Origin of the sequence: Gordonia terrae, from assembly GCF_051789125.1 — a bacterium.
Taxonomy (GTDB): domain Bacteria; phylum Actinomycetota; class Actinomycetes; order Mycobacteriales; family Mycobacteriaceae; genus Gordonia; species Gordonia terrae_A.
This window is the reverse complement of record NZ_CP196526.1, coordinates 4,742,387-4,759,091: the sequence shown is the minus strand read 5'-3', so window position 1 is coordinate 4,759,091 and position 16,705 is coordinate 4,742,387. Positions and strand designations below refer to the sequence as shown.

Here is a 16,705-nt window from a genome sequence, read left to right as displayed (position 1 = left end):
TCCTCACGAGCCGACGGCCGCGGTGACCGTGCCGAGGGTGCTCAGCAGCTGCGCCGACGTCGCCGTCGCCCCGAAGACCCCGCCCTGCATGGCGATCATGCTCAGTGCGGCCAGGTGGTGGTCGTGGTCGGTTGCGCCCGTGCAGTCCGACAGCACCAGGCATTCGAATCCGCGGTCGTTGGCCTCGCGCATCGTGGTGTGCACGCAGACGTCGGTGGTGATCCCGGTGAGGATCAGGTGTGTGATTCCGGCCGACCGCAGGATCAGGTCGAGATCGGTGGCGTAGAACGCGCCCTTGCCCGGCTTGTCGATGACGGGTTCGCCGGGAAGGGGCGCGACCTCGGGCACGATCTCCCACCCGGGTTCGCCGCGGACGAGTATCCGGCCGCACGGTCCGGTGGAACCGATTTCGGCGCCGGCGCGAGCCGATCGCCAGCGTTTGTTGGCGGGCAGGTCGGCGAGGTCGGGTCGATGACCTTCGCGGGTGTGGACGACGAGCATCCCGGCGGCGCGGCATGAGGCGAGGACGGCGGCGGTCGGCGCGAGCCCCGCTCTCGTCAACGACAGGTCGTATCCCATCGAGTCGACATAGCCACCCGGACCGCAGAAGTCGACCTGCCAGTCGATCAGCAGGAGGGCGGTCCGCCGCACGTCGAGTGCGCCGTCGTAGGGCCAGGCGTAGGGGTGGGCGTCGACGGTGGTGGTCATCGGAGTGCTCCTGGAGTGAGGGTGTCGGCGTGCGGGGGATCGACCTCGTAGACGACGGTGACGCTGCCGCCACCGGGACGGCCCTGGTGTTCGGCGCCTCCGGAGACGTACACGGCTCCGTCACCCTTCACCGCGGCGGCGAGCGCACCGACCGCGGCACGTGCGTGACGGGTGGCGTTGATGTCGGAGTCGGTGAGCATGGTGTGGCGCAGCCCTCGGATGGTCCCGGTGGGATCGGACTCGGCCTTGACGAACAACTGCCGGATCCGTCCGCCCGCGCGAGCGACCACCGCGGCAGCTTCCTGCAGTGCGGCGAGGTCATAGGCGTCGGTCATCTCGGTGTGCAACGCCCGCAGCGGGTTCGACGCGACCGGGCTCTCACCGAGGACGAGGACATGGCAGGTGTCCAGCTCGGCACCGGCGCTCGCCGATGCCCTGTTGGACCACGCCTCGCGCAGGCCGAGGAGTGCCGCCTGCGCCGTGTCGTCGTCGATCTCGCCGAGGGCCGCGGCGACGCCCAGGGAACTGGCGGCACGCGAGCGCGCCATCGACTCGTAGGTGTCATCGCTCACGGGTTCGACACCGCGACTGCGTAATCCGGCGATGTCGGTCGAGGTGAGCAGGGGACACTTGACGAGCACCAGGTGCACGTCGTCCGAACCGATGCCGAGGTCGACGAGGAGTTTGGCGACGGTGTCGCGGACCGCCTCCCGTTGACCGGTGCGGCCCAGCTCCTCGGGTGGGATCACCGGGGTGGTCCCGACGGCCGCGACCAGGCCTCGATCGTGGCGCGGGTCGCGGGAGTCGTCGGCGACGAGCAGGTTCACATGCGGGGCGAGAACACCTTCGGTTCCACCGGAGAACACCGTGATCGCGGCATCGGTCAGTCGCGGTTCCCACGCCGCCGCGGCCAGGGTCCGGCTGAAATCGTTCACGCAGCCGTTGCCCTCGGTCTTGCCGACCACGGCGAGAATGCTCTCGATGGAAGATCCGTTCTCGGACAACAGGTTCAATGCGTCGGTGTCGTCGGGTCCGGTGGTGGGGACGGTCAGCAGTCGTACGCCGGTCACGCCACGGTCTCCTTGTCGGCGATGGGGTCCGCCGTCGGCGGATCGGTGTGGCCACCGCGGTCGGAACGCCTGCGGCCGGGTAGATGGTGGAAGAAGAGGTTCAGCACGAAGGCGGTGATCACGGCACTGCTGATCGCGTTGCCGAAGATGATCTGCACCTCTGCCGGGAAGTTGCTGTACACGTCCTTCGCGACGACCGGGATCATGCCCGCCCCGAGCGCGAGGGACACGATCAGCAGGTTGTCGTTGTCGCGGTAGTCGACCTTGGACAGGGTGGCGATGCCGGTCCCGGCGACGGTCGCGAACATCACCAGGCTCACCGACCCGATGACCGCGCCGGGCAGGCTGGCGATGGTCTCGCCGAGTTTCGGGATCACGGCGAGGACGATGAGGATCGCTCCCGCGACCACGACCACCGTCCGGCTCGTCACCTTCGTGAGCCGGACGAGACTGACGTTCTGCGCGAAGATGGTGTCCGGGAACGAGGTCCACGCGCCGGCGAGAACCGCGGAGACGCCGTCTGCAGCGAGGCCACGGGCGATGCGCGGCGGGTCGGCGTCGATCCCGGTGGTCTCCGAGATCGCCATCATGTACGCCGTGGACTCGATGAAGATGACGATCATCACGATGCTCATCGAGATGATGCCGGCGAGCGGGAAGGTCGGGGCGCCGAAGAAGAACGGCTCGGGGACGCCGAACCACGCGGCGCCGCCGACCCCGGAGAAGTCGGTCAACGACATCGCCGCGGCGGCACCGGTGCCCAGCACCAGGGCGATGAGGACCGCTGCCTGACGCAGGAATCCGGTTCCGTAGCGCATCAGCGCGACCACCACGATGACGATGCCGAGAGCCAGGGACAGGCGGGTGCCGTCGGCGGGCTCGTCGTCGAAGATCATCGACACCGCCTTGCCGATGAGCGAGAGGCCGATCATCGTGACCGCGGCGCCGCGCACGGCGGGCGGGAAGAAGCGCAGCAGCTTGGAGAACGGGACCGCCATCAAGATGGCGAACACACCCGCACCGATCATCGAGCCGTAGACCGCGTTGAGGCCGTACTCCTGTCCGATGAGGATCATCGGCGTGACCGCGGTGAACGAGGCGCCCGCCACCACCGGCATGCGGGCACCCAGGAATCTACCGATGCCCGCCGCCTGGATGATGGTGACGATGCCGGCGATCAACAGGTCGGCGTTGACGAGCATGCCGATGGTCTGCCGGTCGAGGCCGAGGGCGGCACCGAAGACCAGGGGAACGGTGACGCATCCGGTGTACATGACGATGACGTGCTGGGCGCCGAAGACACCGGTACGCCACCACCCGGTGACGCCGAATGTTCCGGCGCGGGCTCTGAGGAGTTTGTGCATGGGCTAATTCGTATACGTTCTGCGTGTCTTCGACGTTAGGCCGCGTTACCTACTCGTTAAACGCGTCGGAGTCGTATACGAACTTTGCCTATAGCAACGTCCGGACCAGATCCTCGTCTTTGCGAACGTGCTCGTCCATGAGGTAGCCGGCCTGGACCGGAGAGCCGTCGAGGATGGCCCCGGCGATGGCGGTGTGGTCGCGCCAGCACCCATCGGCGCGGGCGGCGACCTCCCGGTCGAAGACCCAGGCGATGCGGCGCAGTGTGCGGTCGAGTGTTCTGGCGAGCTCGCCGTTGCCCGACGCCGAGGCGACCAGTGCGTGGAACTGCATCACCAGGGGCGGCACCGCGTCATGTCGCCGCGATTGTTCGGCCGCCGTACCCGACTCGGTGATCGCGCGTAGCTGATCGGCGTACTCCCCGCCGCGACGCTCCGCGGCGAGCCGGGCGCCGAAGACCTCGAGACCGCGACGCACCTGCATCACCTCGAGCGCATCGGTACGGGACGCTCCGGAGACCGTCGCCCCCTTGTATCGCTCGAGATTGACGAAGCCCTCACTCTGCAACTGGGACAGGGCTTCTCGCACTGGTACGCGCGAGACGCCGAATCTCTCGGCGAGCATGGGCTCCGGCAGGCGGTCGCCGGGAGCGAGCCGGCCGTCCAGCACGTCGTCGCGGATCGCCGCGGCGATCGCGTCCCTCGTCGCCGGCACGGTGATGGTCCGTACGGACAGGGTGGGGTCGGGCGTCTCGGATTCGGGCCTCACCGGAGTCAGGATAGGCGCGGATCGCCGAGCCCACGCCCCGGCCGCGACCCGCCCATGCCCCTCAGGCGCCGCCCAGCCCGCTCGCCATCGTCCACACCAGCACCTCGGACGGCTCGTCGGCCCGGATCGGAACGGTGCCCGTGTCGACGCCGCGCAGTGCGTCGCCGGCCCCGAGTGCGATCTCGTCGGGCGTCACGCGGATCGCACCGTCGACGACGAACAGGTGCGTGTACCGGGATGCGGGCACGTCGACGGAACTGCCGGCAGCGAGCCGGGCGGCGTAGAGCGTCGCACCCGCGTTGGCGATGGGGATCGCCGCTCGGAGGTCGGGGTCGCCGGACACGACCGGGACGAGTCCGCCGGCGTCGAGGCGTTGCCCGATGTCGGCCTGGGCGTAGCTGGGGTCGAGGCCGTGGCGGTCGGGCATGACCCACATCTGGATGTAGCGGACCGGCTCGGTGCCGGTCTCGGCCAGCCCCGGCCAGGGGTCGTTGCGTTCGGAATGTTCGACGCCGGTGCCGGCGCTCATCCGCTGCACCAGGCCGCGGCGGAGAACCCCGGAATGACCGGCCGAGTCGCGGTGGACCAGTGTCCCCGACACCACCCAGGTGACGATCTCGCTCTCCCGATGCGTGTGCAGATCGAAGCCCTCGCCGGGAGCCACCAGCTCGTCGTTGACCGCGAGCAGGGACCCGAAATGGGTGTTCGACGGGTCGTAGTGGTCGCCGAAGGAGAAGCAGTGCCGCGAGCTCAGCCAGTCGGTGCTCGTGAGGGCACGATCGTCACTCCGGATCACCGTGAAAGCCATGCGCCCATCATCGCAGTCCGGCAGGCTGTGAACGGTCGGGCCGCACCCTGAGGCCGGTACCCGCGGCCATGGTGCATGCGTCGCAGTGTCAAAGGTCCCCTCGACGAGATGCGTTCGTGACCGGCTTGATCCCCGAATGGAAGCTGGCGGCGTCGATTTCGGGTGTGACAAGAGTGAAGATTGTTGTCATGAAGATCTGGGTCAAGCGCGCAACGACAGCCGCTTGTGCCGCGGTCTCGTGTGCGGTCATGGTGAGCTCCTGTGGATTCGCCGGCTCGTCGCACACGGGTGCCGCCGCCGCCATCGACGCATTCGCCACCGCTCTCAGCCGCCAGGACGCGGGTGGTGCGGCCGAGTTCACGACCGCGCCGGGACAGGCCGGTAACAGTCTCACCACCACGCTGAAACAGATGTCGGCGCAGCAGGTCGAGGTCGACGTCGAGAACCCCGTGGAGTACAGCGACGGCACCGCGACGTTCTCGGTCACCACCACATGGAAGTGGGACAAGGGTCGCGTCTACGAATCCACCAGCGGCGGAACCGCACGCAAGCTGTCGTCGGGCTGGAAGGTGACCTGGGATCCGGCCATCCTGCACCCGGGTCTGCCCGCGGGCGGCAACCTGCGCGAGATCCGCACCGACGCCACACCGGCTCCCACCGTGCGCAGCCGTACCGGCCGCGTGTTCATGTACGCCCAGCCCGTCAACGAGATCGTTCTCGACCCCACCCGGACCGGGGACGTCGAAGCATCGGCACGGGCCCTCGCGGGCGTCATCGCGCCCATCGCGCCCCTGATCACGCCGCAGGTCATCAAAGACAAGCTCGGCGAGACCCCCGGCAAGGCGATCACCGCCGTCGGTCTGCGCGACTCCGACATGCAGGTTCTCGCCGGCGACCCGCGGCGCGTGCCCGGCGTCACCGTGAACCGCACCGACCAGCTCGTGATGGCCGACCGCAGGCTCTCCTCGCCGCTGGAAGACGGCATCACCAACTACTGGCAGGCCATCCGCGACGCCACCGCGGGCTGGCAGGTCGAGATGGTCGGACCCGGTAGTGCGCCGCGACGCCTCGCCGGCAAGCAGGGCCCGCCCGGACCCGACGTGCTCTCGACCGTCGATCAGGGTGTCCAGCTCACGCTGGGCGACGCCGCTGTGGAGGTCGGTCAACCCGCGACCATCCTGACGCTCGACGCCCAGACCGGAGCGATCCTGGGCATGGCGCAGAACTCCTACGCGATCGACCGCGGCATCGACATCGACCAGCCCTATCCCGTCGGGTCGACGCTGAACCCGGTGTTCGACGCCGTCGGTCGCGCCGCCGGTTCCCAACCCGAACGGGCCGACGAGTTGCTCGACCGCCTCGGTCTCGGCGTGCAGTTCACCGTCCCCGGCGCGAGTGTTCCGACACCCGCGAGTCCCGGCATCTCGACCATCGACTTCCGTCCCGGTCAGAACACGCTGTCGATGACGAACATGGCCGCGCTGGGTGTGGCGATGGCGCGCAGCGCCGCCGGGCAGGCGTCGTCGGTGCCGCCCCATGTGCTCAAGAACGTGCCGACCAAGGTCTCCGGTGGTGATCTCGGCGGTCTCGATCCCGCGATCGTGAAACCGGTGCTGGCGGCCATGACCGCGACCGCGGCGACCGGCGACGCGAGCGACCTCACCCGCGCACCCGGTCTGCGGGCCCTCGTCGGGACCAACGGACCCGAGGGGCCGGGATGGTTCGTGGGTCTCCAGGGCGGTCAGGTCGTCGTGATCTACACCGAGGGGCCGAAATCGGGGACCGCGGCACTGCAGGTCGCCCAGAAGTACTTCACGATCAAGTAGCGGCGGCTCACGCCGAGGCGCGGCGCCCGAGCATCGCGAAGACGGCGCGCCAGCCGAGGAGGAAGAGCGCCAGCACGACGGCGGCGACGATGACGAAGCTCACCGCGACGCCCTGACTGAGGATGAAACGCAGGATCATCGCGACGGTGACCGTGCAGAACCAGACGACGATGCCCACGGGGACCACACGGTCGGGCCGGAAGTCGTGGCCGAAGAAGTCGCTCGACCGGACGTGCGCGTAGACGTAGGTGATCGACCATCCGGCGGCGCACCCGATGAGGAACGGCCACAGGGTGTGCAGGACGGAGACCGGCGCGTACCCCTCTTCGTGGCTGGCTCGTCCGATGAGGACGAAGACGGTGATCGCCACGGCGTCGAACAGCGCCGCGACGGGTCCGGTGGCGGTTCCGCGGGCCGGGGACGTCCCCGCCTCGGCCGTCTCGGAGCCCTCGGCCATGTTCGAGCTCAGCATGATGGATTACCGTACCGGTCCGGCGGCGGATCGGTGTCGGACCTGTGGGGGGTTTCGGCCGGGTGGGGTTGCCCGGAGGACGTGCCGGCCCGGGTCTGAGGATCGGTCGGCGGTGCCGGCCCGAGCTGCTCGGGTGCGCCATCCTGCCCGGCCGCGGCTGCCTCGACGTCCTTCTCGACCTCGTCGATGAACGTGTCGTCACGTTTGATTCGACTGCGGAACATGATCCCGATGACGCCCCAGCCGATGGCCGCGACGATCACGTAGCTGATGAGACGGTAGATCAGGACGGCGGTGATGGCGTCGGCCGCAGGCATCCCAGCACTGGTGAGGGCGGGGACGAGAACGGCGTCGACGACGCCGATGCCGCCCGGCAGCAGCGGAATGGCCGAGCCGACGGCCTTGCCGGCCGCGTAGGCGACCATCAGTCCGGAGATGCTCGGATGGGCGTCGACCGCCCAGCACGCGAACATCAGGCAGCCGACGTCGGCCACCCAGTTGAACAGGCTCCACCCGAATGCGATCGACGTGTCCCGCTTGCCCAGCTGGACCGCCCGGAGCTGCTCGAGGGTTTCGAAGAGGCGCTCGGTGCCGTGGGTCTCGGGCTTGTTCCGGAGCTGGTTGACCCAGCCCAGCACCCGGATACCGGTGCTCTTCAACGACTCCGGATGGCTGGCCAGATATTGGAGCACGACCGCGACGGCCAGGAAACCGGCCACCGAGAACACGACGGAGAACGGACTGGTCTTCGCGCCGGCGAGCAGCGCACCGCCGAAGCCGAGAACGGCGAGACCGATACCGGCGAGCAGGCCCGACATGACGACCTGCCACGACGCGATGACGGGCGTCGCACCCCACTTACGTGTCTCGCGGTAGGTGAACGCCGGCGCCAGCACCTGCCCGCCCGGCATGGTCTGGCTCAGCGAGTTGGCCGCGAGGATGACCGACAAGGACTTCCACTGGGTGACGCGGACCCCCGCCGACCGGAGCAGCGCACGCTGGACCTGCGCGAAACTGTCCATCGAGAGCATGGCGGCGACGAGACAGGCAGCCACCCAGCCCCATTCGATCTCCCCGATGCGGAGCCAGGCACCCTTGAGTTCGGGCCAGATCAGGACGACCTCGACGGTGAGGATGATCAGGACGACGGTGAGGAGAATCCACCGGATCCACCAGACGCGGGGACGCTTGGCCGGGGGTGTCGCGCCCCCCGGCGAGCCCGCATCCTCCGTCGACATACGTGCCACCCTAGGGTAGGGGGCCGTCGCGTATGACCACCCCCATCGGGTCCGCGCACTGTCTAGTGTTGCTTGCGTGAGCGAAGCCGAACGAGCCGACCGGCCGCGTGAGGCGCGTGACCTCGCGTCCTTCGACCGGGCAAAGGTCCACCCGCAGGTGCGTGCCGCAGCCGAATGGTCGTGGCGGTTGCTGCTGATCGTCGCGGTGGGTTACGTCGCGGCCAGGTTGTTCAGCGAGTTCGAGGAAGTGCTCGTCCCGGTCGCGCTGGCGATCCTCGTCTCGGCCATGCTCGTTCCCGGCGTCGATGCCCTCGACCGCCGCGGCGTGCCCAGGGCCCTGGCGGTGATCCTCAACCTCGTCGTGGCCATCGGTCTGCTCGCGGCGGTCATGACGTTCGTGGTGCGGGAGTTCATCCACGGCGTCCCGCAGCTCGCCGAACAGGTCCGCGTGACCGTCGAGAAGACAAGGGAATGGCTCATCGACGGGCCCCTGGGACTCGACCGCGATCAGGTGCGCAATCTGGGCACCGACACGCTCGACTTCATCCAGCACAACCAGGACCGGGTCACCAGCGGCGCACTGGCCACGGCCACCACGGCCACCGAGATCGTCACCGGCGCATTGCTGACCCTGTTCCTGCTGATCTTCTTCCTGTACGGCGGGGGGCAGATCTGGCAGTTCTCGGTCAAACTCGTCCCGGAGGCGAACCGGAATCGCGTGTGGGAGGCGGGTATCGCCGGGTTCGGGACGCTGGTCGGTTACGTCCGGGCGACCGTCGCGGTGGCCTTCGTGGACGCCTGCGGTATCGGTATCGGTCTCGCCATCCTGCAAGTGCCGCTGGCACTTCCGCTGGCGTCGCTGGTCTTCCTCGGCGCGTTCATCCCGATCGTCGGCGCACTCGTCACCGGTTCGCTGGCCGTGCTGGTCGCCCTGGTCACCCAGGGTTGGATCGCGGCCGTCGTCGCGCTCGCCATCGTCGTCGGCGTGATGCAGCTCGAAAGTCATGTGCTGCAGCCGTTCCTGCTGGGTCGATCGGTTCGTCTCCACCCGGTCGCGGTGGTCCTCGGGATCGCGGCCGGGCTGGTGTCGGCAGGCATCATCGGCGGACTGCTCGCCGTGCCCCTGATCGCGTTCCTCAACACCGTCATCCGGCGGCTCCGGGGCCACGTCGACGACGCCGGCGACGATCTCGACAGGCCTATCGCCGAACCGGATCCGCCCGTCTGGGACACCGACGATCCCGACGCGGCGGCCGAGGCCCTCGTCGAGGGGGAAGATCGCGGAGCGCAGGCGCCTGACGGAGATCGTCGACCATGACCCCGGACCGACCGTCGTCGCCGACCGCGGGGCTGCTCCGCTCCCCCGGATCGGACACGATGCTGCGGGCCGTCGACAACGACCCGGTGGGGCCGCTCTGGCGCGGAGCGCAGATCTTCCGCCTCCTCTCCTACCTGTATGCGCTCGGCTTCCAGATAGCGGTCAACCCCGACCTCGACCGGGGCGGAGCCGCATGGGCGCTGTTCGGCATGCTGTCGGCGTGGACACTGGCGAGCGGAATCGGGTACTTCGTCGGTTACGCCCGCACCGTCTACTGGGTGGGTGCCGAGGTGGTGGTGGTCTGCGCGCTGATGCTCTCGACGTCGTATGTCGCGAGCGCCGAGTGGGCCTGGAACAACCAGACCTGGCCCACCACCCTGTGGGCGACCAACGCCGTCATCTCCGTCGCGATTCTCACGGGACCGGTCGGCGGCATCGTGGCGGGGCTGATCGTCGGTGGGACGAGCACGTTCGTGAAGGGTGAACTCAACCTCGACTTCGGGCGCAACGCGACGATCATCGTGATCGTGGCCACCGGAATGGCGGTGGGGCTCGCGGCCGCGGGCGCACGCCGGTCGCACGAGCAACTGTCCCGTGCTGCGCGGATAGCCGCCGCGGCCGAGGAGCGGGAACGACTGTCGCGCGAAGTGCACGACGGCGTGCTGCAGGTGCTGGCCCTCATCGCCCGGCGCGGTCGCGAGATCGGCGGCGCGACAGGTGAACTGGCGTCGCTGGCCGCGGAACAGGAGCGGGCACTGCGTCGTCTCATCTCCGACGTCGACGACCCCGTCGACATGGTGCCCGCCGCCACGACGCGCGTCGACCTCGCCGCCACGCTGCGCGCGCTGGCCGACGGACGGGTCTCGGTCAGCGCCCCGGCCCTGCCGGTGATGGTCTCGGCCCACGTCGGAGCGGAGATCCGTGCCGCGGTCGTCAATGCCCTCGACAACGTCGGGCATCATGCCGGACCGGATGCGCGGGCCTTCATCCTCGTGGAGGATCTGGGCGGTGATGTGGTGGTGAGCGTGCGCGACGACGGGGTCGGAATCGCCGAGGGCCGACTCGCGCAGGCGGTGGCGCAGGGGCGGGTCGGGGTCTCGAAGTCGATCGTGGGTCGAATCGAATCGATCGGTGGCACAGCCACATTGGACACCGAACCGGGAGCGGGCACGGAGTGGGAGTTCACCATTCCGCGCGACGAGAACTCCGACGGCGGAGGGGAGCAGAAGGCATGAGTGCAGACCGGAGCGACGGGGCCGCGAGGCCCTTGCGGATCATGGTCGTCGACGATCACCCGATCTGGCGTGAGGCCGTCGCCCGCGACCTCGCCGACGAGGGTTTCGATGTCGTGGCCACGGCGGACGGGGTGGGTAGTGCGGGGCGGCGCGCCGCGGCCGTCATCCCGGACGTCGTCCTGATGGACATGCAACTCCCCGACGGGACCGGGACCGAGGCAACCGCCGCTGTCCTGGAGGTGTCGCCGCGTACCCGCATCCTGGTGCTGTCCGCGTCAGGGGAGCGCGACGACGTGCTCGAGGCCGTGAAAGCCGGTGCGAGCGGCTATCTCGTGAAGTCCTCGTCGCGCGAAGAACTCGTCGACGCGGTGCGGGCGACCGCAGACGGGCAGGCGGTGTTCACCCCCGGACTCGCCGGGCTCGTGCTCGGCGAGTACCGCAGGATGTCGCAGCAACCCGACACCGCCCCCGCCGCGCCGGTGCTGACCGACCGGGAGACCGAAGTGCTCCGGCTCGTCGCGAAAGGGTTGAGCGCCAAACAGATCGCTCGGCGACTCGACCTGAGTCACCGGACGGTCGAGAACCATGTGCAGGCCACCCTCCGCAAACTGCAGCTCGGCAACCGGGTGGAGCTGACTCGCTACGTCATCGAACACGGTCTGGAGGAGGACTGAGTTCTGCTGCGGGGCGACGGTTTCGCCGCTCACATGATCCGTTCCCGCTCACCAAAATCGGGTGAGCGGGAACGGAATTGGTGAGCGGGGCCGCGCCGGCCGGTCACTTCTGCGAGCGACTGCGCTTCAGTAGTTCCTGGACGCTGATCTGACCGTCGTCACCGGTGTCGTCGGAACGTGCGTGACGATCGGTGCGCGGACGCCTGCGGCGGGTGGAGTCATCGGCCGAGCGGGTGTCCTGCTCGCCGGACGTGGGTCCGGTGTCGGGCCGAGGAGCGGCGGCAGGTGCCGCGTCGGAACTCAGTCCGCGCTCCATCGGTGAAGGTCCGGCGGCCCGACGACCGCGCGACGACGGTGTGGAGGACTCCGGGCTCACCGACGCGGCGAGCGGGCGGCGCCCGGTCTCGTCGAGTGCCGGCCGTCGTCCCAGCGGCGAGCGTTGTCCGGCACCGGGTTCGGCAGCCGGACGGGCAGGTGCGGGAGCCGGGCGGACGGGCGCGGGTTCGGGGCTGCGAGCCGGACGGTCATCGGTGGCGGAAGCGGCGTCGCCGAGACGGATACCGCCTTCGCCCAGACTCCAGCCGCCGGTGTCGGGACGGTCGCTCTTCGGGACCGAGGGGCGACGATACGGGGCGACGGGCCGCCGTTCGACCGGTTCGGGCGCGGGACCGCCTGAGGGCGGTGGGGTGGGTCCCACTCGGGCCGGCGCCCCACGAGGTGGGGTCGGCGCCGGCATGCCACCGGCCGGGCGGCCCGCACCGGGTTGTGGACCCGGAGCGCCGTTCGGCGAGCCGGGCGCGGGCGCCGCACCCGGACGCCGACCCGGCGGGCCTGCGGGACGGGAGTTGGTGAACGCACGGTCGGCATCCGGGCGTGCCGTCGCAGTGCGTGAGGCATCCGGGCGTGAGGTCTCGGGGCGCGCGGTGTCCGGCCGCGCGTCCGCTTCGGGGCGGCGTCGGGCCGGCGCGGGGCCCGCGGCCACCGGCTGGCGACGCGCGGCCGCCATCACCGAGGTCGGTGCCTCGGCCACCAGGGTGCCCGCACTCATCGGCCGGCCGCCTGCGGCGTCGCGCTGCTCGTCGGGCTCGTCGTCGAGCACGGCCTCGCCCAGGCCGATCTTGCGCTGCACGACGCGCATCCAGCGCGGTGCCCACCAGCAGTCGTCGCCGAGAAGCTTCATCACCGACGGCACCAGCAGCATGCGGATGACCGTCGCGTCGAGGATCAGTGCGGCGATCATGCCGAAGGCGATGTACTTCATCATCACGATCTCGGACAGACTGAACGCGCCCGTGACCACGACGAGGATGGCCGCGGCGGCGGTGATGATGCCACCGGTGTGCGCGGTGCCGCTGCGGATCGCCTCGGTGGTGCTCGCGCCCTTCTGTCTGGCCTCGACCATTCGGGAGAGCAGGAACACCTCGTAGTCGGTGGAGAGACCGAAGACGATGGCGATGATGAGCACCAGGACCGCTGCGAACAGGGGACCGGGGGTGAAGTTGGCGATCTCCGCGCCGTGGCCGTCGACGAAGATCCAGGTCAGGATGCCCAGCGTCGCGCCGAGGCCGAGAGCCGTCATGAGCGCGGCCTTGATCGGCAGGACCAGCGAACCGAACTGCAGGAACATCAGCAGGCCGGTGATGAGGACGAGCATGACCGCCATGAGCGGCAGCCGTTGCATCAGCGCGTCGATCGAATCCTGCGTGAGGGCCGGGGTGCCCGACACGTACATCGTGAGGCCCTCGGTGTCGATGGCCCGCAACTGGTCGATGGCCTGTGCCGCGGTGTTGCGGTCCTGCAGGCCCGCCGACACCTGATAGACCCCGACGTTCGGGTAGCGCTCGGCGTCGAAGGACCCGAAGTCCGACTTGTCGGGATCACTGAACTTGTTGGTGAATCCGGGGACCGCGTCGGCGCGCTTGGCGATGGCGTCGAGCTTGTCCTGGTCGGCCTGGCTCGACTCGTCGTAGACGATGACGAGCTTGATGGCCTCGGTGCGCTCGGCGGGGAAGTACTCGTCGAACTTCTCCTGTGCGACGCGGTTGGGATTGTCCGGCGGCAGGAACTTCTCGCTGATGCCGCCGAACTGGATGCTCCCGAACGGGATGATCAGCGCGAGCAGGAGCAGGACGGTGGGGACCGCGGTACGGACCGGGTGCTTCATCACCCACGTCGCCAGCCGTCCCCAGAAGCCGTTCTCGACTTCCTGACTCGTCTTCATACGGCCGCTGTACCGCTGCTCGATGGCCACGGCCCGCTCCTCGGTGGAGAACCGGCGGACCAGCGGGACCACGGTGTGCTTCATCAGCGTGGCCATCGACAGCATGTTCACGCGCGGACCGAGGATGCCCAGGATCGCCGGCAGCACGGTGATCGACAGGATCGCCGCGAGCGAGACCGACGCGATGGCGCCGTAGGCCACCGACTTCAGGAACCCCTGCGGCATGATCAGCAGACACGCCAGTGCCGCGACGATGATCGTCGCCGAGAAGACCACCGTCTGACCGGCGGTCATCACGGTTCTTCGGACCGCGGCCTTCGTCGAATAGCCCTCGCCGAGTTCCTCGCGGAAACGCGACACGATGAACAGGCCGTAGTCGATCGCGATGCCCAGACCGATCAGCGTGACCACCGATTGCGCGAAGATGTTGAGCTCGGTGGTGAGCGCCAGGATCTTCATGATGCCCAGCGAACCCGCGATCGTCAGACCGCCGATGAGCACCGGGAGGCAGGCGGCGACGACGCCGCCGAACACGAAGAACAGCATGATCGCCACCAGCGGCAGGGCGAGGACCTCGGCTCGGTGGATGTCCTTGTCCATGCCCTCGGCCATGGAACCGGAGACCGGCTGCAGGCCGGCGAGTTCGAACGTCGTGCCGGGTAGATCGAAGCGTTCCGGGATGTCCTCGAAGAACGGTTCGATGATCTTGTAGTTGTTGAGGACGGTCGTGTCGTCGTTGCCGGCCACGCCGATACTGATGAACGCGTGCCTGCCGTCGTCGGTAAACAGCCGGTCCTGCAGCGTGCTCTGGGCAGGCTGCACCAGGAACGGGTCGTACATGCCGGGATCGGCACGCCCGACGATGTCGGGGTGTGTGGCGATCAGATCCTCGACGAACGTCTCGACCTTCTTGCCGAACGCCTTGTCGTCGACACGGGTGCCCTCCGGCGGGGTGACCATCAGGATGACGTCGGAGGTGTGGTCCCGACCCAGCGCCTGGTCGGCGTATCGCGCGCCGGTGTCCGATTCCGAGGTGGGATCGAACCAGCCGCTCTGGCTGAGATGTTTGCCGAGATCGAGACCGTACAGTCCGAGTCCGGCCATCATCGCGATCATCACCGCGATGACGAGGAAGCGCATTCGATAGACGAATGTGCCGATGAACCGGAACACGCTGATGTCCTTTCGTGTACGACGAGTCGGGCACTACGGGAGTGCCGGTGGCGATTCTGTCAGTTCTCGCAAGAGATCCTGACAGTGTTGCCTGAGTGATCCCTGAGGCGACGGCCTCGGCGTCACTCCCCGACCGCACCCCGCACGGTCCCGACGACAGCTCGTCGTCGATGCCCGCCGGCGCGCGACGCCGCAGGTCAGCGCAACAAAGCGCTGAGCGGTCGGAACGGCGTGAGCCACGCGCCTTCGTCGGGCAGCGAATCCAGCCCGATGCGCGGCAAGGGCTCGCGGAACACGCCCGTGATGTCCTCGAGATCGATGAACTCGAGCTCCTCGGTGGTGAGCGCCCAGCTGGCGTGTTCGCGGAAACCGATGACGGTGACGGGCACACCGTCGGCCACCACCTCGAGCAGCGGCTCCCGGAACGCCTGACCGTCGGCGGACGCCACGATCACGCCGGCTAGTCCAACAGTGTGCCTGCGAAGTTCGATGTGGTCGAGCATGTCGGAGTCCACGTCGCTGTCGTCGGACAGCTTCGGCTTGGCGAACACCGCGAAACCGACGTTGCGGAGTGCGTCGACCCATGGCCGCACGACATCGGCACTACCTGGGGCGATGTTGGTGAAAACAGTCGCCTCGGGTTCCACGCTCCCGGCTGCGTCGGTGAGAGCGGACACATCCGCGGTCCGCTGTAACAACCAGCGCCCGAGCGCGTCGAAACGTGGACGGTGGGCGGCGGTCGGGCGCCCGCCGAGCAGCGCTCCGAGGCCCATGTCCATGTTCGGGGCGTCCCACACCAGCAGCATCCGGCGCGCGCCCGCCTGCCCGGAGATCGTGTCGGCGAAGCCGGTCGGGCTGTGGTCACTCATGGCGGGCCTCCGTCGGGGTGTCGCCGGCCGCGGTGGCCGGCGGGATGGGCCGCGTGTAGACGAACTCGCTGACGTAGCGGCCGTCGCGTTCCGCGCGCCCCTCGAACTTCGTCGTCGGGCGTTCCAGCGAGATCGGGGACTCGCGGGTCAGCTGCACGACGTGTGGACGGTCGGCGTCCTGGGTGGCGAGCTTCTCCGCGATCCACTCCGCGTAGTCGGCGTGATCTGTCGCGATGTGCAGGACTCCGCCCGGGACCAGGCGGTCGGCCATCAGCTCCAGTGTGCCGGTCTGGACGAACCGGCGTTTGTGGTGACGTGATTTGGGCCAGGGGTCGGGGAAGAACAAGCGGATACCGGTCAGGCTCGACGGCGGGATCAGCTCGGTCAGGACGATCGCCGCGTCGCCGCGGATCATGCGCACATTCGTCAGCCCGTTGCGGTCGACGAGGCCGAGCAACTGCGCCAGTCCGGGCTTGTAGACCTCGACGGCGACGACGTCGACGTCCGGCTCGGCAGAGGCCATCGCGGCGGTCGAGATACCGGTCCCGCTGCCGATCTCGAGCACCTTGGGAGCGTCACGGCCGAACAGCGCCGTGAGGTCGACAGGCGGCTCGGGGACACGCTCGGGACCGATCTCGAGATCGCGACCCAGAACCGGCCAGAGCGTCTCCCAGTTCCGCTGCTGTCCGGTCGTCAGGGTCCCGCGGCGAAACCGGAAACTCGTCACACGCGGGTACAACCGGGACCTGTCGGGGCTGTTGTTCACCCGTCCATGGTTGCGCATCGGCCGATATCGGCGAAGTCGCGGGGCACCCGGCCTGTCGTGGGGCGCGGGCGAGGTCCCGTCGGAGGGATGTGGAGCTCCGGACGCCGATGCGGCGATCGGCGATTATTCTCAGGCCTGCCGCGGTTCGCGTGCGCCTGGCCGATCCGGTCGCGTACGCCAGGGGAACGCCGCGACGG

The 16,705-nt window shown here is 68.9% G+C and carries 14 protein-coding genes; 4 read left to right on the top strand and 10 right to left on the bottom strand.

Features of this window, described 5'->3' with window-relative positions; genetic code table 11:
• Positions 1-3 precede the first annotated feature (3 nt).
• The 5 genes from biuH to ACSUZC_RS21660 form a co-directional block, all read right to left on the bottom strand.
• Positions 4-708, bottom strand: coding sequence for a biuret amidohydrolase (gene biuH / locus ACSUZC_RS21680; RefSeq protein ID WP_439030507.1), 705 nt, complete (start codon positions 706-708; stop codon positions 4-6).
• The gene (locus ACSUZC_RS21675; RefSeq protein WP_439030506.1) at positions 705-1,778 is read right to left on the bottom strand and encodes a ring-opening amidohydrolase; all 1,074 of its coding nucleotides are present in this window, start codon (positions 1,776-1,778) and stop codon (positions 705-707) included. The genes biuH and ACSUZC_RS21675 overlap by 4 nt, the downstream gene beginning before the upstream one ends.
• Positions 1,775-3,142: a nucleobase:cation symporter-2 family protein gene (locus tag ACSUZC_RS21670; protein WP_439030505.1), complete on the bottom strand. Its 1,368-nt coding sequence runs from the start codon at positions 3,140-3,142 to the stop codon at positions 1,775-1,777. Before ACSUZC_RS21670 ends, ACSUZC_RS21675 begins: the two co-directional genes overlap by 4 nt.
• Positions 3,143-3,230: 88 nt before the next feature.
• Complete coding sequence (locus ACSUZC_RS21665; RefSeq protein ID WP_439030504.1) at positions 3,231-3,908, bottom strand: GntR family transcriptional regulator; 678 nt, start codon at positions 3,906-3,908, stop codon at positions 3,231-3,233.
• A 61-nt stretch (positions 3,909-3,969) separates the two neighbouring features.
• Positions 3,970-4,716: a pirin family protein gene (locus ACSUZC_RS21660; protein ID WP_439030503.1), complete on the bottom strand. Its 747-nt coding sequence runs from the start codon at positions 4,714-4,716 to the stop codon at positions 3,970-3,972.
• A gap of 188 nt (positions 4,717-4,904) precedes the next feature.
• Between ACSUZC_RS21660 and ACSUZC_RS21655 the strand changes: the two genes are divergently transcribed.
• The gene (locus tag ACSUZC_RS21655; protein WP_439030502.1) at positions 4,905-6,542 is read left to right on the top strand and encodes an NTF2-like N-terminal transpeptidase domain-containing protein; all 1,638 of its coding nucleotides are present in this window, start codon (positions 4,905-4,907) and stop codon (positions 6,540-6,542) included.
• 7 nt (positions 6,543-6,549) lie between these two features.
• Here ACSUZC_RS21655 and ACSUZC_RS21650 read toward each other — a convergent pair whose 3' ends face one another.
• A complete protein-coding gene (locus ACSUZC_RS21650; RefSeq protein WP_439030501.1) occupies positions 6,550-7,014 on the bottom strand; it encodes a DUF3054 domain-containing protein in 465 nt (154 codons plus the stop codon).
• Complete coding sequence (locus ACSUZC_RS21645; RefSeq protein WP_439030500.1) at positions 7,008-8,252, bottom strand: lysylphosphatidylglycerol synthase transmembrane domain-containing protein; 1,245 nt, start codon at positions 8,250-8,252, stop codon at positions 7,008-7,010. The genes ACSUZC_RS21650 and ACSUZC_RS21645 overlap by 7 nt, the downstream gene beginning before the upstream one ends.
• Before the next feature lie 76 nt (positions 8,253-8,328).
• On the opposite strand from ACSUZC_RS21645, the gene ACSUZC_RS21640 reads away from it, so the two are divergent.
• The 3 genes from ACSUZC_RS21640 to ACSUZC_RS21630 are packed head-to-tail and all read left to right on the top strand — an operon-like array spanning position 8,329 to position 11,479.
• Positions 8,329-9,570, top strand: a complete 1,242-nt coding sequence (locus ACSUZC_RS21640) for an AI-2E family transporter (RefSeq protein WP_439030499.1) — start codon at positions 8,329-8,331, stop codon at positions 9,568-9,570.
• A complete protein-coding gene (gene macS, locus ACSUZC_RS21635) occupies positions 9,567-10,805 on the top strand; it encodes a MacS family sensor histidine kinase (protein ID WP_439030498.1) in 1,239 nt (412 codons plus the stop codon). The genes ACSUZC_RS21640 and macS overlap by 4 nt, the downstream gene beginning before the upstream one ends.
• On the top strand, positions 10,802-11,479 hold the full coding sequence (locus ACSUZC_RS21630; RefSeq protein WP_439030497.1) for a response regulator: 678 nt from the start codon (positions 10,802-10,804) through the stop codon (positions 11,477-11,479). Before macS ends, ACSUZC_RS21630 begins: the two co-directional genes overlap by 4 nt.
• A 103-nt stretch (positions 11,480-11,582) precedes the next feature.
• On the opposite strand, the gene ACSUZC_RS21625 is transcribed toward ACSUZC_RS21630, so the two are convergent.
• The 3 genes from ACSUZC_RS21625 to trmB all read right to left on the bottom strand — a co-directional run bounded on the left by ACSUZC_RS21625 (position 11,583) and on the right by trmB (position 16,526).
• Positions 11,583-14,873: an MMPL family transporter gene (locus ACSUZC_RS21625; RefSeq protein WP_439030496.1), complete on the bottom strand. Its 3,291-nt coding sequence runs from the start codon at positions 14,871-14,873 to the stop codon at positions 11,583-11,585.
• A gap of 197 nt (positions 14,874-15,070) precedes the next feature.
• A complete protein-coding gene (locus ACSUZC_RS21620; protein ID WP_439030495.1) occupies positions 15,071-15,742 on the bottom strand; it encodes an NYN domain-containing protein in 672 nt (223 codons plus the stop codon).
• Complete coding sequence (gene trmB, locus ACSUZC_RS21615) at positions 15,735-16,526, bottom strand: tRNA (guanosine(46)-N7)-methyltransferase TrmB (protein WP_439030494.1); 792 nt, start codon at positions 16,524-16,526, stop codon at positions 15,735-15,737. Before trmB ends, ACSUZC_RS21620 begins: the two co-directional genes overlap by 8 nt.
• Positions 16,527-16,705: the final 179 nt, after the last annotated feature.

What these genes read in the sequence shown, in the direction of transcription:
- biuH (WP_439030507.1), bottom strand. Translation starts at nt 708, where the DNA reads ATGACCACCACCGTCGACGCCCACCCCTACGCCTGGCCCTACGACGGC.
- ACSUZC_RS21670 (WP_439030505.1), bottom strand. Translation starts at nt 3,142, where the DNA reads ATGCACAAACTCCTCAGAGCCCGCGCCGGAACATTCGGCGTCACCGGG.
- ACSUZC_RS21660 (WP_439030503.1), bottom strand. Translation starts at nt 4,716, where the DNA reads ATGGCTTTCACGGTGATCCGGAGTGACGATCGTGCCCTCACGAGCACC.
- ACSUZC_RS21655 (WP_439030502.1), top strand. Translation starts at nt 4,905, where the DNA reads ATGAAGATCTGGGTCAAGCGCGCAACGACAGCCGCTTGTGCCGCGGTC.
- ACSUZC_RS21650 (WP_439030501.1), bottom strand. Translation starts at nt 7,014, where the DNA reads ATGCTGAGCTCGAACATGGCCGAGGGCTCCGAGACGGCCGAGGCGGGG.
- ACSUZC_RS21645 (WP_439030500.1), bottom strand. Translation starts at nt 8,252, where the DNA reads ATGTCGACGGAGGATGCGGGCTCGCCGGGGGGCGCGACACCCCCGGCC.
- macS (WP_439030498.1), top strand. Translation starts at nt 9,567, where the DNA reads ATGACCCCGGACCGACCGTCGTCGCCGACCGCGGGGCTGCTCCGCTCC.
- ACSUZC_RS21630 (WP_439030497.1), top strand. Translation starts at nt 10,802, where the DNA reads ATGAGTGCAGACCGGAGCGACGGGGCCGCGAGGCCCTTGCGGATCATG.
- ACSUZC_RS21620 (WP_439030495.1), bottom strand. Translation starts at nt 15,742, where the DNA reads ATGAGTGACCACAGCCCGACCGGCTTCGCCGACACGATCTCCGGGCAG.
- trmB (WP_439030494.1), bottom strand. Translation starts at nt 16,526, where the DNA reads ATGCGCAACCATGGACGGGTGAACAACAGCCCCGACAGGTCCCGGTTG.